Source organism: Amycolatopsis sp. NPDC088138, assembly GCF_044741685.1.
Classification (GTDB): Bacteria; Actinomycetota; Actinomycetes; order Mycobacteriales; family Pseudonocardiaceae; genus Amycolatopsis.
In genome coordinates, this window is the sequence record NZ_JBIUTB010000006.1 from 94,881 (window position 1) to 110,849 (window position 15,969).

The 15,969-nt window shown below is 69.7% G+C and carries 16 protein-coding genes and 1 tRNA gene; 9 read left to right on the top strand and 8 right to left on the bottom strand.

From position 1 onward, the window contains the following. The first annotated feature begins 207 nt into the window (after positions 1–207). The 4 genes from hppD (at position 208) to ACIOD2_RS32055 (ending at position 4,737) form a co-directional block, all read left to right on the top strand. On the top strand, positions 208–1,251 hold the full coding sequence (gene hppD, locus ACIOD2_RS32040; RefSeq protein ID WP_400546438.1) for a 4-hydroxyphenylpyruvate dioxygenase: 1,044 nt from the start codon (positions 208–210) through the stop codon (positions 1,249–1,251). An 85-nt stretch (positions 1,252–1,336) separates the two neighbouring features. Further along, positions 1,337–3,094 (top strand): amino acid adenylation domain-containing protein, encoded by a 1,758-nt coding sequence (locus tag ACIOD2_RS32045; protein ID WP_400546441.1) that lies wholly within the window; start codon positions 1,337–1,339, stop codon positions 3,092–3,094. Positions 3,095–3,112: 18 nt separating this feature from the next. Continuing rightward, entirely contained in the window at positions 3,113–3,337 is a 225-nt protein-coding gene (locus ACIOD2_RS32050; RefSeq protein ID WP_400546444.1) for an MbtH family protein, read from the top strand. A gap of 56 nt (positions 3,338–3,393) precedes the next feature. Then, complete coding sequence (locus tag ACIOD2_RS32055; RefSeq protein WP_400546447.1) at positions 3,394–4,737, top strand: ABC transporter substrate-binding protein; 1,344 nt, start codon at positions 3,394–3,396, stop codon at positions 4,735–4,737. 66 nt (positions 4,738–4,803) lie between these two features. Here ACIOD2_RS32055 and ACIOD2_RS32060 read toward each other — a convergent pair whose 3' ends face one another. The 3 genes from ACIOD2_RS32060 to ACIOD2_RS32070 are packed head-to-tail and all read right to left on the bottom strand — an operon-like array spanning position 4,804 to position 9,020. Next, positions 4,804–6,174, bottom strand: coding sequence for a condensation domain-containing protein (locus ACIOD2_RS32060; RefSeq protein WP_400546449.1), 1,371 nt, complete (start codon positions 6,172–6,174; stop codon positions 4,804–4,806). Between the two features lie 45 nt (positions 6,175–6,219). Then, positions 6,220–7,776 carry a 4-hydroxyphenylacetate 3-hydroxylase family protein gene (locus ACIOD2_RS32065; RefSeq protein ID WP_400546452.1) on the bottom strand — a complete coding sequence of 519 codons (1,557 nt, stop codon included), beginning with the start codon at positions 7,774–7,776 and terminating at the stop codon, positions 6,220–6,222. Further along, entirely contained in the window at positions 7,773–9,020 is a 1,248-nt protein-coding gene (locus ACIOD2_RS32070; protein WP_400546455.1) for an acyl-CoA dehydrogenase family protein, read from the bottom strand. Before ACIOD2_RS32070 ends, ACIOD2_RS32065 begins: the two co-directional genes overlap by 4 nt. A 212-nt stretch (positions 9,021–9,232) precedes the next feature. On the opposite strand from ACIOD2_RS32070, the gene ACIOD2_RS32075 reads away from it, so the two are divergent. Together ACIOD2_RS32075 and ACIOD2_RS32080 are read left to right on the top strand one after the other, a co-directional pair. Continuing rightward, a complete protein-coding gene (locus ACIOD2_RS32075) occupies positions 9,233–10,411 on the top strand; it encodes an acyl-CoA dehydrogenase (RefSeq protein WP_400546458.1) in 1,179 nt (392 codons plus the stop codon). A gap of 121 nt (positions 10,412–10,532) precedes the next feature. Further along, positions 10,533–11,564: an NAD-dependent epimerase/dehydratase family protein gene (locus tag ACIOD2_RS32080; RefSeq protein WP_400546461.1), complete on the top strand. Its 1,032-nt coding sequence runs from the start codon at positions 10,533–10,535 to the stop codon at positions 11,562–11,564. A gap of 63 nt (positions 11,565–11,627) precedes the next feature. Here ACIOD2_RS32080 and ACIOD2_RS32085 read toward each other — a convergent pair whose 3' ends face one another. From ACIOD2_RS32085 to ACIOD2_RS32105, 5 genes are all read right to left on the bottom strand, one after another. Further along, positions 11,628–11,837: a hypothetical protein gene (locus tag ACIOD2_RS32085; protein WP_400546464.1), complete on the bottom strand. Its 210-nt coding sequence runs from the start codon at positions 11,835–11,837 to the stop codon at positions 11,628–11,630. 295 nt (positions 11,838–12,132) lie between these two features. Further along, positions 12,133–12,229 (bottom strand) — tRNA-Arg (locus ACIOD2_RS32090). A gap of 66 nt (positions 12,230–12,295) precedes the next feature. Beyond that, the gene (xerC, locus tag ACIOD2_RS32095; RefSeq protein ID WP_400546467.1) at positions 12,296–13,516 is read right to left on the bottom strand and encodes a tyrosine recombinase XerC; all 1,221 of its coding nucleotides are present in this window, start codon (positions 13,514–13,516) and stop codon (positions 12,296–12,298) included. Between the two features lie 38 nt (positions 13,517–13,554). Beyond that, entirely contained in the window at positions 13,555–13,812 is a 258-nt protein-coding gene (locus tag ACIOD2_RS32100; protein WP_400546470.1) for a hypothetical protein, read from the bottom strand. A gap of 171 nt (positions 13,813–13,983) precedes the next feature. Further along, entirely contained in the window at positions 13,984–14,418 is a 435-nt protein-coding gene (locus ACIOD2_RS32105; RefSeq protein ID WP_400546473.1) for a helix-turn-helix domain-containing protein, read from the bottom strand. Between the two features lie 181 nt (positions 14,419–14,599). On the opposite strand from ACIOD2_RS32105, the gene ACIOD2_RS32110 reads away from it, so the two are divergent. The 3 genes from ACIOD2_RS32110 to ACIOD2_RS32120 are packed head-to-tail and all read left to right on the top strand — an operon-like array spanning position 14,600 to position 15,902. Continuing rightward, positions 14,600–14,914, top strand: a complete 315-nt coding sequence (locus ACIOD2_RS32110; protein ID WP_400546476.1) for a helix-turn-helix domain-containing protein — start codon at positions 14,600–14,602, stop codon at positions 14,912–14,914. Beyond that, complete coding sequence (locus tag ACIOD2_RS32115; protein WP_400546479.1) at positions 14,911–15,153, top strand: excisionase family DNA-binding protein; 243 nt, start codon at positions 14,911–14,913, stop codon at positions 15,151–15,153. Before ACIOD2_RS32110 ends, ACIOD2_RS32115 begins: the two co-directional genes overlap by 4 nt. Further along, complete coding sequence (locus tag ACIOD2_RS32120; protein WP_400548851.1) at positions 15,153–15,902, top strand: BRO family protein; 750 nt, start codon at positions 15,153–15,155, stop codon at positions 15,900–15,902. Before ACIOD2_RS32115 ends, ACIOD2_RS32120 begins: the two co-directional genes overlap by 1 nt. Positions 15,903–15,969: the final 67 nt, after the last annotated feature.

Genomic DNA, 15,969 nt, shown 5'->3' on the forward strand with positions numbered 1-15,969 from the left:
GGAATTCTCCCGTCAGGCATTGGGGTCTGCCACAGCATTTCAGCGTGCCGTGGACGCCGCGTCTTCTTCGGTGCTCGCTACTCGGCAATCGGCAAGATGTGCGTGCGTGCGCCGGATGTCAACGTCAGTGGGGAGTGTCGTAGGTCAATGTCGGTGGCAGCGCCTGGAGGTTGGATGATGATAGCGCGAGCGCAGGTATCCGAAAACATGACCGTTGATTATGTCGAGTTCTATGTTGCGGACATCGAGACAAGCGTCAAGTGGCTTGTGGACGGTTACGGCTGCGCGGTGCGTGCGACCTCCGGGGACGCGCCGGGCCAGGTTCGGTCGGTCGTGGTCGGGCAGGGGGACGTCGATCTGGTGCTGACCGAGCCGGTCGAGCAGGATCACCCGGTGGCCGCGTACGTCGAGCGGCACGGTGACGGGGTCGCCAACATCGGCCTGCGGGTGCCGGACGCCGCCGGCGCGTTCGAAAAGGCGGTGCGCGGTGGGGCGCGCCCGGTCGCGGCGCCCGCCGAGCGGAACGGCGTGGTGACCGCGTCGATCATCGGGTTCGGCGACGTGACGCACACGTTCGTGCAGCGGCCTGCCGGCTCGGCCGCGTACGAGTCGCACGACCTGGTCGCGGCACCCGGGCCGGGCGCCGGTGCCGGCACCGGACTGCTCAACGTCGATCACTTCGCGGTCGTCGTCGAGGCCGGCCAGATCGACGACACCGTCCGGTTCTACCAGCAGGCCCTCGACTTCGATCTCACGCTCGCCGAGCGCATCGTGACCGGTGACCAGGCCATGTTCATCAAGGTCGTGCAGAGCAAGTCGCGGGCGGTCACGCTGACCCTGATCGAGGCCGACGCCTCGATGGAGGCCGGTCAGGTGGACGGCTTCCGGAAGGACCACGGCGGCCCGGGCGTGCAGCACATGGCGCTGCGCACCGACGACATCCTCGCCACGGTGGGGCAGCTCGGGGAGCGCGGCATCGAGCTGCTGTCCACTCCGGACGCCTACTACACCCGGCTGGCCGAGCGCGTGCAGCCGGACCGGCACAGCGTCGAGGACCTTCGCGCGCAGAACATCCTGCTCGACGAGGACCACGACGGTCAGCTCTACCAGATCTTCGCGAAGTCGGTGCACCCGCGGAACACGATCTTCCTGGAGATCATCGAGCGGGCGGGCGCGAGCACGTTCGGCAGTTCGAACATCAGGTCGTTGTACGAGGCGGTCGAGACCCAGCGGCACCGTGACGGAAATTGAGCCTGCGCCCGCGAAAGACCGACTTCGCCCGGATGCCGTCCGGGGTGCCGGAAACGCCGGCGGGATAGGGATGGGGACCACGGAAATGGAATCATTCGTCATCTCCGAGCGGTTCGCCGGGCAGGTCGCGCGGACACCGGACGCGATCGCGGTGTCCGCCGGCGCGACCGCGCTGACCTACCGGGAGCTGGACGAGCGGGCCAACCGGCTCGCGCACCGGCTCATCGGGCTCGGCGTCCGCCAGGACGACCGGGTGGCGGTGCTGCTGGAGCGGTCGATCGACCTGGTGGTGGCGATCCTCGCGACCGTCAAGGCCGGCGGCGTCTACGTGCCGGTGCACGAGGACTACCCGGCCGACCGGCGGCAGTGGGTCGTCGACCACGCGGACGTGACGGTGCTGCTGGCCGACACGGCGATGCGCGGGGGTGGCCTGCCGACCGGCGTGCCGGTGCTGGTCGTCGACGACGACCCGGCCACCGCGGAGCAGCCGGCCACCGACCCCTCGGTGCCGATCCACCCGGACCAGCTGGCCTACGTGATCCACACGTCCGGTTCCACCGGCCACCCCAAGGGTGTCGCGGTGACGCAGCGGGACGTGGTCCGGCTCATCTTCAACCCCCAGTGGACGGTGGAGCGGCACGCGCGGGTCCTGATGGTGGCGCCGTACGCGTTCAACGTGTCCACCTACGAGACCTGGATGCCCCTGCTGCACGGCGGCCGGATCGTCATCGCCCCGCCCGGGCGCCTGGAGCCCGCCACGCTGCGCGAGCTGATCACGCGGGAGCGGATCACCGGGATCCACCTGACCGCCGGCCTGTTCCGGGTGCTCGCGGAGGAGTCCCTCGACACGTTCACCGGCCTTGCCGAGATCCTCACCGGCGGCGACGTGATCGCGCCGAACGCGGTGCGCCGGGTGCTGGACGCCTGCCCGGACATCGTGATCCGGGCGATGTACGGCGTCACGGAGTGTTCCCTGTTCTCCGCGCACAACCCGCTGACCGCGTCCTTCCGGCCCGGCAAGCTGGTGCCGCTCGGGAACGCGTTCGACGACGTCACGATCCACCTCCTCGACGACCGTCTTGCGCCGGTGCCCGACGGCGTCGAGGGGGAGATCTACATCGCCGGCCGCGGTGTCTCCCGTGGTTACTTCGGCCGCACGGACCTGACCGCGGAGGTGTTCGTCGCGGACCCGTTCGGCGAGCCGGGCACCCGGATGTACCGCACCGGCGACCTGGCCCGCCGCAACGACGACGGGCTGATCGAGCTGGTCGGCCGGGCGAGCACCCAGGTGAAGATCCTCGGCTTCCGGGTCGAGCTGGCCGAGGTGGAGGCGGCACTGGCCGGCTACCCCGGTCTCGCGCAGGTCGTCGTCGTGGTGCGCGAGCTCGAGTCGGGGGAGAAGCGGCTGGTCGGCTACGTCGTGCCGGAGGCGGGCGACGTCGACCTGGGGGCACTGCGCGCGCACGTCAGGGAGTTGCTGCCCGACTACATGATCCCGGCCGCGTTCGTCCAGCTGGCGTCGCTCCCGTTGACACCCAACGGAAAGCTGGACCGCAAGGCGATGCCGGAGCCCGACTTCGAGGCCGCCTCGGCCTACCGGGCTCCGGAGACGCCGCTGCAGGAAACGCTGTGCGCGATCTTCGGCGCGGTGCTCGAGGTGCCCAAGGTCGGCATCGACGACAGTTTCTTCGACCTCGGCGGCCAGTCGCTGCAGGCGATGCGGCTGCTCAACCGGGTGAAGGCCGACCTCGGCGTCGACCTGCTGATCAACGTGCTGTTCGACAAACCGACCGTGGCCGAGCTGGCCGAACACATCGAGGGCGCCGCTGCCGCGGCGGCCTGACGCGGAGGAGTGGAACGGATGGCGAACCCATTCGAGGACCAGGACGCCACCTACACCGTCCTGCGCAACGACGAGGACCAGCACTCGCTGTGGCCGGCGTTCGCGCCCGTGCCGGCCGGATGGACGGCCGTGCACGGGCCGGACGGCCGCGCGGAGTGCCTGGCCTACATCGGGGAGCACTGGGTCGACCTGCGCCCGCGGCGCGTCGCCGAGTTCGTCGCGACGCACTCCGCCACGAGCTGACGCGGGCGGCGCACCCACGACGTTCCCCGTAATCCCGTTCGCATTTGGAGGGTGTTGTGTCGAACGCTGCCGACCCGGCCGACTCGACAACGATCGACGTCTGGCTCACCGACCATCCCATCCCGGACTTCAACGCCCCGGTCAAGGCCGCCGCGGAGACGTTCAGCCGGGCGCACCCGGGATTCCGGATCCGGATTCGCGAGATCAACTACAGCGACCTGCCGCGAGCGGTCGCCGAGGCGGCGGCGCAGGGGACCACGCCGGACATCGCCGAGTACTACTTTTCGGCGACCCAGGTGGCGCTCGACACGCGCGGGGCCGGCGGCGGCCCGCTGTTCGTGCCGATCCAGCGCCTGCTCGGGGACCGCACCAAGATCCTCGGGGAGCCGGTGGTCGTCGACGACATCCTGCCGGTCGTGCGCGACTACTACAGCAGGGGCGGCGAGCTGGTCTCCATGCCGACGATGGTGTCGACCGCCATCCTGTTCGCCAACCAGGACATCCTGAGGCGGGCCGGGGTCGACCGGCTGCCGGCGACGTGGCGGGAGCTCACGGCCGCGTGCGCCGCGGTCGCCGGCCTGCCCGGCGGACCGGCGCACGGCATCGCCTGGCCCAACCACGGCTGGCTCATCCAGATGGAGCTCGCCGCGCAGGGCCGGTTGCTGAGCGACCGGGACAACGGGCGGAGCGGCCGGTCCACCCGCGTCACCCTCGACTCGCCCGAGATGCTCGCCTACGCGCGGTGGTGGCAGGACCTGCACCGGCGCGGCGACTACCGGTACACCGGCGAGCCGGGTGACTACTTCGGGGCCATGGAGGCGTTCACGAGCCAGGACACCGCGTTCGTGATCACGTCGTCGGCGACCTCCCAGTACCTGACGCACCTGGCCGCCGAGGCCGGGTTCGAGCTCGCGATGGGCGAGGTGCCGCACAACGAGGAGGCGCCGTACGCCGGCCGGAGCCTCGGCGGCCAGTCGATGTTCGTGGCGGCGGGCCTGCCGAAGGAGAAGGAAGACGCGGCGCTCGCCTTCACCCAGCACCTGCTCAACCCGGACCACGCGGTCCGGCGCCTGCACGCCGGTTCGCTCCCGGTGATGCGGCCGGCGTACGAGCAGGTCGTCGCGGACGGCTGGGCGGATCGGGAGCCCGGCTTCCGCGTCGCGGCGGAGCAGGTCCTCTCGTCGGACCGGACGCCGGCGGCGACCGGCGCGCTGCTCGGCGACCTCAACGGGATCAACGACGAGCTGACCTCGGCGATGCACGACGTCCTGGTCTCGGGTGCGGAGCCGGCCGCCCGGTTCCGGGTGGCGACCGAGCAGGCGCAGGCACGGCTCGACCGGTACAACGACGCCTGCCTCGCCTACCCGCCGGTGACGCCGGAGGCGCTCGAGGCGGGCTGATCCCGGACCCGCGCAAAAAAGGATCCCGCCCGGCGAATTCGCCGGGCGGGATCCTTTGTCTTCGGGTCACTGCGTGGCGAGCACGGTCTCGAGGGGCGCGTCGACGTTGGCGAGGGCGATGCGCAGCAGCCGGGCGTACTCGGTGGCCAGGCCCTCCAGCGTTGCCGCGTCGAAGTCGTTGCTGTTGAAGCGGATGCTGCCGATGATCTCGCCGTCGGGGTGGACGTCGAGGGCCCACAGCACGCCGTCGGGGATGTCGGCGGTGTCCGCCTCGGGCAGCAGCCGGCGGCGCATGTCCGAAACCTTGATGTCACCGACGGGGTTGCCGTCGGCGCCGACCGGGAACTGGAAGATCTCGAACGCCTGCACCGCGCAGGTCGGGTCGGCGAACGGGGCGATGACCGACGGCGCCACGCCGACGATCTCGCCGAACGGGATCTCCTGGGAGTACATCCCGAGGCAGGTGTTGCGCGTGCTCGTGAGCAGGTCGCGGAACGTCCGGCAGGCCGAAAGGTCCGTGCGCAGCGGCAGGAAGTTGAAGAACGCGCCGACCGTCTCGTTGAAGGCGGGGTTGTTGCGGCCCGAGGTGATGGTCGGCAGCGTCAGGTCGGTCGCCCCGGTGATCTTGTGCGTCAGCAGGGTGAACACGGCGAAGCAGACCATGAACGGCGAGCTGCGCAGCTGCTTCGCGACCTGGTGCGCCGCCGACGTCACCTCGCGGTCGATCAGGAACCGGTGCACCGAGTACACGCCGGTGGCGTCGGTGCGCGTCCGGTCGGTCGGGAGGGCCGCGAACGAGCTGTCGCCGATGTTGTTCGCCCAGTACTCACGAGCCGACGCGACGGTGTCGCCGGCCAGGTACTCCTCCTGCCACGTCGCGTATTCGCCGTACTGCGCCAATTCCGGCAGCTCCGGCTCGCCGAAGCCGCGGCGCGCCGCGTAGAACTGCAGCAGGTCGCGGATGATGATCTGCATCGACCAGCCGTCGCTCACCGTGTGGTGGGTGTTCACGACCAGCACGGAGTCCTGGTCGTCGAACCGGCCGAGCGCGGCCCGGATCAGGGGCTGCTCGGTGGCGGGGCACCGGCCGGCCTCGATCCGGTTGAGGAAGTCGTGCGCGACGGTGTCGCGGGCGCCCGGGCCGGGGTCGGTGAGCTCGTACTCCTCGAGCACCGGCGTCTCGGGCGGGTGCACCAGCTGGTACGGCGCTTCGGCGTCCCGGCCGATCGTCGTGCGCAGCACCTCGTGCCGGACGACGAGGTCGTGCAGCGCCCCGCGCAGGGCCTCGGTGTCGACGGTGCCCTCGATCCGCCAGCCGCAGGCGACGATGTGCCGGGGACCGAACACGCCCTGGTCCGGCCCCTTGTCGAACATCAGGAGGAACTGCTGGTTGGTCGTCAGTGGGGCGCCGCGGGGGGTTGTCTCCGAGCCACTCATTGTCGCCATTCCTTCCAAGCTCGCCCGTTTGGTGGTCGTTCGTGTTCAGCTGAGGAGATCGCGGCCCATCGCGCCGAGCTGCCCGAACGAAGCGAGGTCGGGCACCTTCCAGCCGTCCAGGTCGTATTCGGCGAGGCAGCGGTCGACGAGTTCCTTGTGGCTGTCGAGCTGCCCGTCGCCCATCTGCCCGAACAGCAGCTCCAGCCGGGTGTTCTCGTGGTTGCCGCCGTAGTTGCGCTCGTAGAGGTCGTGCCGGCCGCCGAACTCGGTGCCGACCGCGTCCCACAGGAGCTTCATGACCTTCACCCGCTCGACGGAGTCGACGCCGTGTGAACCGCGCAGGTACTTGTCGAGGTAGGGCCGGACGTCCGGGTTCTGGAAGTCCTTCGCGCTGGAGTTCAGGTAGATCAGCCCGCTCGCGACGTCCTGCATGACGATCTCGCGCATCCGCGCGTAGCCGAGCTGGGAGAACCAGCGGTAGGCCATGCCGTAGTTCGGGTTGGGCAGCACCGAGCCGTTGCGCCAGGGCACCGGGTTGCGCGCCGCCGCGTCGGACAGGCCCCAGAACAGGTTGCGCCAGGCGAGCACCTCGCCCAGCCGGGACTGCACCCCGCGGAAGTCGCCGACCCCGGTGATGTCCAGCGCCTTGGCCAGCAGGCCGGCGAGGAACTCGAACTTCACCGCGAGCCGGGTGCAGCCGTGGAAGGTGAACCGCTCGACGAACCCGGAGTGCCCGGTGAACATGCCGACCTTGGCCACGTCACCGTAGATGAACACGTTCTCCCACGGGATGAGCACCTTGTCGAGCACGAGGATCGTGTCGTTCTCGTCGAGGCGGGAGGAGAGCGGGTAGTCGAACGGGCTGCCGGTCAGCGCGGACGCGGCCGTGTAGGACTGGCGGCAGATCAGCTTCATCCCGCGCGCGTCCATCGGCACGGTGGCGACCAGGGCGAACTTGCGGTCCTTGATCGGCAGCCCGTAGTGGGCGATGAAGTTGTAGTGCGTCAGCGCGGACCCGGTCGCCACGACCTTGGCACCGGACACGATCAGCCCGTTGTCGGTCTCGCGCTCGACGTGGACGAACACGTCGGAGACCTCGTCCGGCGGCCGGTCGCGGTCCACCGGCGGGTGCACGATCGCGTGGTTCCAGTACAGGACCTTCTCCTGCGACTCCTTGTACCAGCGCCGCGCGTTGGCCGCGAACGGGCTGTAGAAGTCGGCGTTCGCGCCGAGCGTGCCGAGGAACGACGCCTTGTAGTCCGGGCTGCGTCCCATCCAGCCGTAGCTCATCCGCGCCCACGCGGCGATCGCCTGCTGGTCGGCGACGAGGTCCTCCGCGCTGTGCGGGGTGGTGTAGAAGCGGTGGGTGTACCCGCCGGGCCCGCCGGCGTCGGTCGCCGTGGTGAGCACGTCGCGCTGCTCGGGGTCGTGCAGCGCGTCGTAGAGCCGCGCGGTCATCCGCACCGGGTTGCGGAACGCCGGGTGCTCGGTGACGTCCTTGACGCGCTCGCCGTAGAGGTAGATTTCCCGGTCGTCGCGCAGGCTTTCGATGTATTCGGCCCCGGTCAGCGGCCGTGTGGTCTCACCCGTCGGCTCGCTCATGGGTGCGCCACGCCCAAGACGTGGGCGGCCAGCTCGCGGCCGGCGAGCTTGGCCAGGAAGACGCTCACCCCGCCGTGACTGTGCAAAGTGGACATGTCGCGCCAGATCCGCTCGATGCGCTCACCGCTGCGCACCGCGCTCGACCCGGCGGTCGGGAACAGGTGGTCGGCCACGGCGCTCCAGGCCAGCCGGAGGGCCTCGCTGCTGATCAACGACAGCTTCAGGTCGACCTCACGGGTGAAGGCCGCCGAGCCGCGGTCGGCCGTCTCGTGCCACTGCCGCACGGCGTCCGTCAAAGCGGCGCGCGCGGTGGCGATGCGCCCGGCGGCTTCGCCGTAGTGGAGCTGGAAGTCCGGGTCCTCGGCGCGCGGGACGATCGGCGGGTAGATCGTCGTGCGGTCGTGCATCAGCCGGCCGTAGGCCTCGAGCGCGCCGGTGGCCATGCCGACCGCCAGCGCACCGACCTGGAACTGGATCATGCTGAGCACGCCGCCGCCGTAGAGCGTGTTGCCGTGCAGCTCGAACCCGGGCGTGCCCTCGACGACGGACGTCACGCCCATGTGCGTGCCCGGCAGAGCGAGGTGGGCGGGGACGTGCGCCCTGTCGATCTTGACGCTGTGCGAGCCACTGCCCTTCAGGCCGAGTTGCCCACCCCAGTCGTCGAGCCGTTCCCACTGCTCACGCGGCACGGCGAACAGCATCGGCGCGGGCGGTTCGCCTTCCGCGCCGGCCACGAGGGTGTGGCCGATGAAGTGGGTGGCGTACGGCGAGCCGGAGCTGTACCGGTGGACGCCGTCGACGATCCAGCCGCCGTCCTCGGCCGGCTCGGCGAACCCGACCGGCCCGACCGTGGCCGGGCAGATGAAGTCACCCCCGGCGAACAGCTCGTCCTGCGCGGCCTCGCCGAACAGCGTGGCGGCCGTGTGGGCGTGCGAGGCGCCGAAGGTGTACATCCACGCGGTGGACGGACATCCGGCGGCGAGCGCGGTCACGACCCGCAGGTAGGTGTCGAGGCCGAACTCGTAACCGCCGTACCGCCGCGGCACGAGCAGCCGGTAGAGGCCCGCGTTGAGGAGCTCGTTGTGCGTCTCCAGGCCGTAGTACCCGCGCTCTTCGGTTTCCTGTTGCCGGTCGACGAGCCCGGCGGCGATGCGCTCCGCGCGGGCCACGACCTCGTCCGCCGTCAACCCGGGTTCGGGCGGGGACGGGTGGCCGTCTGCTGGCAGACTCCTGGCGGCAGTCATGTCCTGTCATCCCTTCGGCGACGTGGCTCGACCTCGAGGATCACACCGGCGCCCGAGCGCTGACATCCTTGGGAATGCTGAGTGCCGATCGCAAGCCAGGAGACGCGATGTCCGGCCGGCCGGGGCATTCTCGAACCGGAATATCCGTGGACGCCGGCCCAGCCTTGCGCGACTAGGTGTTCGTTTTTCGCCCCTTCTCTTTGGAGGATATCTTGGCCACCACGATCCCGACGCGCGAAGAACTCGTGCGCAAGGCGACGGACCTGATCCCGCTGCTGCGCAAGCACGCGCCGTGGGCCGCGCAGAACCGCAGGCTGCACGACGAGGCGATCGAGGCCCTGACCGACGCCGGCGTGTTCAAGTTGCGGCGCCCCAAGCACTTCGGCGGGTACGAGGCGGACACCCGCACGCTCACCGAGGTCGGCGCGGCGCTGGGCCAGGGCTGTGGCTCCACCTCCTGGGTCGCGTCCGTGTACTGGATCCCGACCTGGATGGCGTGCCAGTTCCCGGACGAGGTGCAGGAAGAGGTCTTCGCCACCCCGGACACGCGGATCTGCGGCACGCTGAGCCCGTCCGCGATGGCCACCCCGGTCGACGGCGGCATCGTCGTGAACGGCAAGTGGGGCTTCATCAGCGGCGCGCTCCACGCGCAGTGGCAGGAGATCATCGCGATCCTGATCCCGCCGGACGGCGAGCCGTACCCGGTGATGGCCCTGGTGCCGTTGTCGGACCTGCTCGTCATCGACGACTGGGACACCACGGGCCTGCGCGGCACCGGCAGCGTCAGCACCGTGGCGAAGGAGCTGTTCATCCCGCAGGAGCGCGTGCTGCCCCTGCCGGTGGTGCTGTCGGGCCAGACCGCGTCCAAGCGCAACGCGAACTCCGCGATCTACCGCGCGCCGCTGCTGCCGGTCGCCGCCGCGTCGTCGACGGGCACCATCGTGGGCATGGCCAAGGGCGCCAAGGACGTCTTCCTGGACCGCCTCCCCGGCCGCAAGATCACCTACACGAACTACGAAAGCCAGCGCGAAGCGCCGATCACCCACTTCCAGGTGGCCGAGGCCGCGATGAAGATCGACGAAGCCGAGTTCCACGCCTGGCGCGCGTCGAACCTGGTGGACCGCAAGTGCGAAGAGGGCACCGAGTGGAAGCTCGAGGAGCGCGCCCAGACCCGCGCCGACGTCGGCTCCGTCATCCGGCTCGCCAAGGACGCGATCGACATCCTCGCCTCCGCCAGCGGCGGCACCTCGATCTACAACGGGATCCCGATCCAGCGCATCAACCGGGACATCCAGGCGGTCAACCAGCACGCGCTGATGCACCCGAACACGAACTTCGAGCTCTACGGCCGTGTCCTGTGCGGCCTCGAGCCCAACACGCTCTACATCTAGTCCCGCAACACGTCGCGCTACGACCAGAAAGCCGTCCGAGACGGCCTGACCCGTGAGCGGAGACGAGGGGGCCGTTGTCCGTGCCACGGGCAGCGGCCCCTTTCCCGTACCTGGAGGATCGATGTTGGTCAGTGTCACCGGTGGCACCGGGTTCGTCGGCGCGCACTCGGTCGCCGCCGTGCTCCGGGCCGGCCACCGCGTCCGGCTGCTCGTCCGCGACGAGTCCACTGTGGAGCGTGCACTCGCGCCGCTGGGTGTCGACACCGGCGCGGTGGACGTCGTCACGGGCAACGTGCTCGACCGGTTCAGCGTCGACCGCCTGGTGCGCGGCGCCGACGCGATCCTGCACGCGGCCTCGGTCTACTCCTTCGACAGCCGCGCCCACCGCGAGATGGCCCGCACGAACGTCGCCGGCACCGCCCGGGTGCTGGACGCCGCACGCCGGACCGGCACCGGGCGGGTCGTGTACGTGTCCAGCTTCGGCGCGTTGCTGCCCGCCCCGGGCCGGGCGCTCGGCCCGGGCTCGCCGGTCGGCCGCCCCCGCGAGACGTACCTCGCGGCGAAGGCCGAAGCCGAGACCCTCGCCCGCTCCCACCAGGCCGCGGGGATGCCCGTGACGATCACCTACCCGCCCGCCCTCCTCGGCCCGCACGACCCCAAGATGGGCGACCAGGTCACGCGCCTGCGCAACACGTTGCGCGGCCTGATGCCGGTGTGGCCCTCGGGCGGTCTCCCGATCGGCGACGTCCGCGACACCGCGGCCCTGCACGCGACCCTGATCGGCGGCGCGGGCCCGGCGGGCAACCGCCACTTCGGCCCCGGCCACCACCTGAGCACCCGCGAGTTCGTGGCGACGCTGCGCGAGGTCACCGGCCGCGCCCTGCCGGCGCTCTACCTGCCCGCGCGGGCGATGCTGCCGCTCGGCGCGGTCATGGGCCTGGTGCAGCGGGCCTGGCCGTGGCACATCCCGGCCGAGTACGGCGCGATCTACACGTGCGCGTGCGAGGCGCGGGTGGACGAGAAGGCGAGCGGGCGCCCGAGCCGTCCGGTGGCGGAGACGTTCGCCGACACGGTTCGCTGGTTGCACGACAAGGGACTCCTCTCGGATCGGGCGGTGGGGACCGCGACGGACGCCGGCCTGCGCGCGGCCTGACCCGACGGTCCATCGTGGAGCGTCGCGTCACCCGGCGGTGTTTCGTCCATTGAGGAACGCCGGTCACGCGGCCTCCGGCTCTTCGGCCTCCGGCGGACCGCCCGGCGACCGGAGCGCGTCGCCGGGCCACCTCCGCGACTGCGCGGCGAGGTGGTGCAGCTTCAGCAGGTGCCGCTGCACCAGTCCGGCCGCGCGAGCCTCGTCCAGGGCGGCGCGCACCGCGCTGTTGCTCCGCCGGCGCCGGTGCCGCGGTGCGGGTTCGTGGTGTTCCATCGTGATGTCCTTCACGGTGCATCGCCGGATCGGGTCGGCGTGTCGGCGGGCGGGCGGCCTCGGACGTCGCTCGACGTGATCGAGCGATCGCAGGCGCGACAAGATAACGAGCTTGTCTCAAGGGGAACTCGGAATCACCGGTTGGGCCGGTCGGCCGCTGCCCCCAGCCGCCGTCCGGACTCTTCGCCGGTTTTCGGGAACGGGCACCCGGAGTCCACAGTGGGCGCGCGGGAGCGGCGACGAGCAGTTGGCCAGGGTGGCGCCGTGCGCAGCCCGCGCACGGCGTCGTCCCTGGTGGCGCCCCCGGCAGGACTCGAACCTGCGACCTAGAGAGTCGCGGGAAACCCTCGGGAACAGTCCGGAACAGTCGCCTGACCAGGCGCGACGGGGACAAACCGTGGGATCTAAACCGGTACGATCCGATACGTTTGTGGTCCATAAGTGGACCATCGTTCCGATCATGGCTCGCCCAACAGCGACTCCAACGCCGCCGCTGTCTTCGGGTTCGTCGCCCGCGGCCGCCGGTAGTGCCGCTGCACCACCTGCGGCGTGTTCCCCAGCTGATCCGCCGCGTCCTCGTTCGTCCCACCCTCATCGACGATGTGCGTCCCGACCGTGTGACGCAGCATCCGCGCCGCCACCCACTCGTACCCGATCTCGTCGCACGCCTCCCGCAACCGCTTCTGCACGTTGCTCGGATCCGTCCACTGCCCGTTCCACGTCGGGAACAACGGACCCTCGCCCGCCGCCAGCTTCAGACGGGCGAACATCGGCGCCGCCCACGACGGATACATCGGGTTGATCCCCGCCTTCCCGCCCTTCCGTCGATGCTTCCGGACCAACCCCTGCCCCTCGATCCGCACCAGGTGGTGATCGAGTAGCACCGTCCGCGCCGGCGGCTCGACTCCGGGACCGATCGCCGCGAGGATCTCCCCCGGCCGTGACCCGGTGGCCAACATCGCCTCGACGATGTCCGGCAGGTCCCGCCACGCCTGGACCCGCACACCGCCCCGCTTGCTCGACTCCGCCTTCGCGGTGCACCACGCCTGCAGCTTCGTCAGGAAGTCACGGCGCTCGTCCGGCTCCAGGGCGCGGACGTCCTGCTTGTCGCCGCCCTGCTCGATCGCCTCGGCAGACTTCGCCGGGTTGACCTTCATCGCTCCGTGGCGGACGGCGTACCCGCAGATCCCCGTCAGTACCGTCTTCGCGCGCTTCGCGGCCGCGTACCCGCCGCCGCGCTTCGAGCGGTTGCTCTTCGCCGCGGCGTCCCGGATCGCCTTCAGCGTCTCGTCGCAGAGCCCCGCGTTCTCCGCCTCGCCGCACGTCAGCTCGCCCATGTGCTTGCGGATCTGCTCGGCGCTGTCCTCGTAGTCGTACAGCGACTTGTGGGCCCGTTCTCCGCGCTCGACCTTGGTCTTGAAGTCGGCGATCCATAGGTCGATGACGTGCCCGAACCGAGTGTCGCCGTTGACCTTCTTCCCGGAGACCTCATCGGCCATCCTCGCCATGGCCTGCTTCAGCGCCCGCGTCGCGGCAGTTACGCTGGACGCGCGGCGCTTGACGGGCTTCAGTCGGCCGTTGCGGAGCCGGAACCGGGCTCGGGCTTCATGGACCCCAGGGCGGACCTCGGTGACGTTGATGTTCCCGTAGGTGCCGATGTCTGTGCGTGGTCTAGCCATGGACACTCCTTCAGGCGGTCAGCGGGGCCGCCCGGGGGTCACTCGGCTTCGCGGTCCCGGATGGCGTCCGCTACTCGGTCAACGGCGCGGAGGCGCCGGTCGGCTTGCAGCACGGCGGAGATCCCCAGGAGCAGCGTCACGCCGAGGTGCAGGTTGAACAGGTGGGTGGGCCAGTGGTGCGTGAACCCGAGCACCGCGTGGATGAGCAGCAGTGCGGTGGCCCCGGTCGCGTATCTCGCCAGCTTGGTTCTGGTGGCGGCGACGGTCGCGGTGTGCGCGGCTTCCTGGATGATCACGGTTATCCCCTCCGATGGCCCCTTTGATGAAGGATGTTAGGCCGTTTGGCAGGGGTATCTTCGTGCATCCGTGGCTGACCGTTATCGAACATCAGGTCGGTCCACGCGGAAGTACTAAGATCAACCTACTGATTAGGTAAATTCTGTGGTCTGACGTGTTGCGTCAAGGTGTCACTCCACTACGATCCCGCGCTGTCGTTCGACGTGTTCGCGTCGGATCCGTAGAGCGTCCTCGGCGTAACTGATCGCAGCCTGCGGGCTGGCCTCCGCGATGTCCACAATCCGCTCCGCCAGTTCACGCTCCGACATCGCGATGATCTTCTGGTGAGCTTCGGAGATCTCCGCCGAGTCGCCGCCGGCGACGGCCCCCGGAAGTGCGGGCTGGCGCCCCTCGATGTAGTCCATGATCGAGTTGTGAGGCCACCCAAGCCCGCCTTCGATCGCCTGGTATACGGCCTCGCCGACTCTGCTGCTGCCAGTCTCGGCGTTCGCGACGCTGGTCTCATGGACGCCGACGTGGTCGGCGAGAGCCTTCTGGCTGCGCATCTTCTTGGTGCGTCGGGTCGCCTTGATGAGCTGGCCAACCTCTTTGCGCCGGTTCTCCACGGAACCAGAATATCCAAGAGATGTGCAGGGAACTAGCCGCCTACCAGGTGGCCCTTGACGCAGCGTCAGCGTGTGCATGCAAGAAGATTACAGATATTGCCAGACTTTGCGATCGGCCAACCAGGTAACAACTGGGAATCTCTGGTTGTAACTCGCCGTAAAGTCTGGCAATGTCTGGCTTATGCCAGCCACGAACCACCAGTTCCTCCGCAGCCGACGAGACGAGCTTGACCTGTCCAACGGGGAGCTCGCGGCGCGCATCGGACGTTCCACCAAGTACCTCTCGAACATCATCAGCGGCGTGGACGAACCGTCCATGCGAGTCATCCACCGCATCGCGGTCGCTCTCGACGTCGACGTCAGCGATGTCCTCGCCAAGCCGAAGGGCGACCCCTCGGAACCGCCGAAGCAGCCGGGCCGACCTTCTGGTCCAGGGAAGCGGCAGACGAAGGAGCCGACCAGAGGCCCGCGCCGGGCAACCGAGGACGCGGCGTGACCGTCCTCGCCGCCATCGAGCGGCTCACCGACCGCATCACCCGCCTGGAGAAGGCCGTCAAGGCGCCGCCGCGGAAGTCGTGGAAGCCCCGCGAGATCGCCGCGATGACCGGCCTCGGCTACGACACCGTCCTCGAACTCATCCACGACGGCACACTGCGCGCCAAGAAGGTTGGCCAGCTGTACGTCGTCGCCGACGAAGAGATCGACCGCTTCCTCGGAACCAAGGAGGCGGCGTGATGAACGACCTCGTTCCCTTCGATTTCCGCGGCACCGCGGTCCGCGTGGTCCCCGTCGACGGCGAACCGTGGTTCGTCGCTGGCGACGTCTGCTACATCCTCGGCTACAGCAACAGCCGCGACGCCACGTCGAAGCACGTCCGCGACCACCAGAAGAGGGTGTCGCGAATCGCGACACCCTCCGGTGAGCAGTCCGCGACGGTGGTCTCCGAGGGCGGCTTGTACCGACTCCTCATGCGGGCTCGGACCGTCTTGGCCGACGAGTTCCAAGACTGGGTCACCGACGAGGTCCTGCCCGCGATCCGGAAGACGGGCCGCTACGAGGTCGACGTACCCAAGTCGTTCGCTGACGCTCTCGAGCTCGCCGCGCGGCAGGCCCGGGAGATCGAGGCGAAGGACGAACTGATCGGCGAGCTAGAGCCTGCCGCGGCGTCGTGGTCTCAGCTCGCTGAAGCCGTAGGGGACTACTCGCTGCGTGAGACCGCGCAGATCTTGGACCGCGACCCTGCCATCTCCACCGGACAGAACCGACTGTCGAAGTACCTGAAGGAGATCGGCTGGACCGACCGGGTCGGGTTGCCGTATCAGCGGCAGGTCGATGCGGGGCGGTTGTCGGTTCGGACGCGGGACTTCTTCAACGAGGGCGTCGGTGAGCAGCAGGTGTCGAAGCAGCTGCGGATCACCGTGAAGGGCCTGCATGAGTTGCATCGCCGGCTGGGCGGCGGGGGTCCACTGCTGTTGTCGGCCTGATTCTTCCGGTGGTCTGGCTGGTTTCCCTCCACCTCACCCCTGCTGGTCAGACCACCGGGACCACACC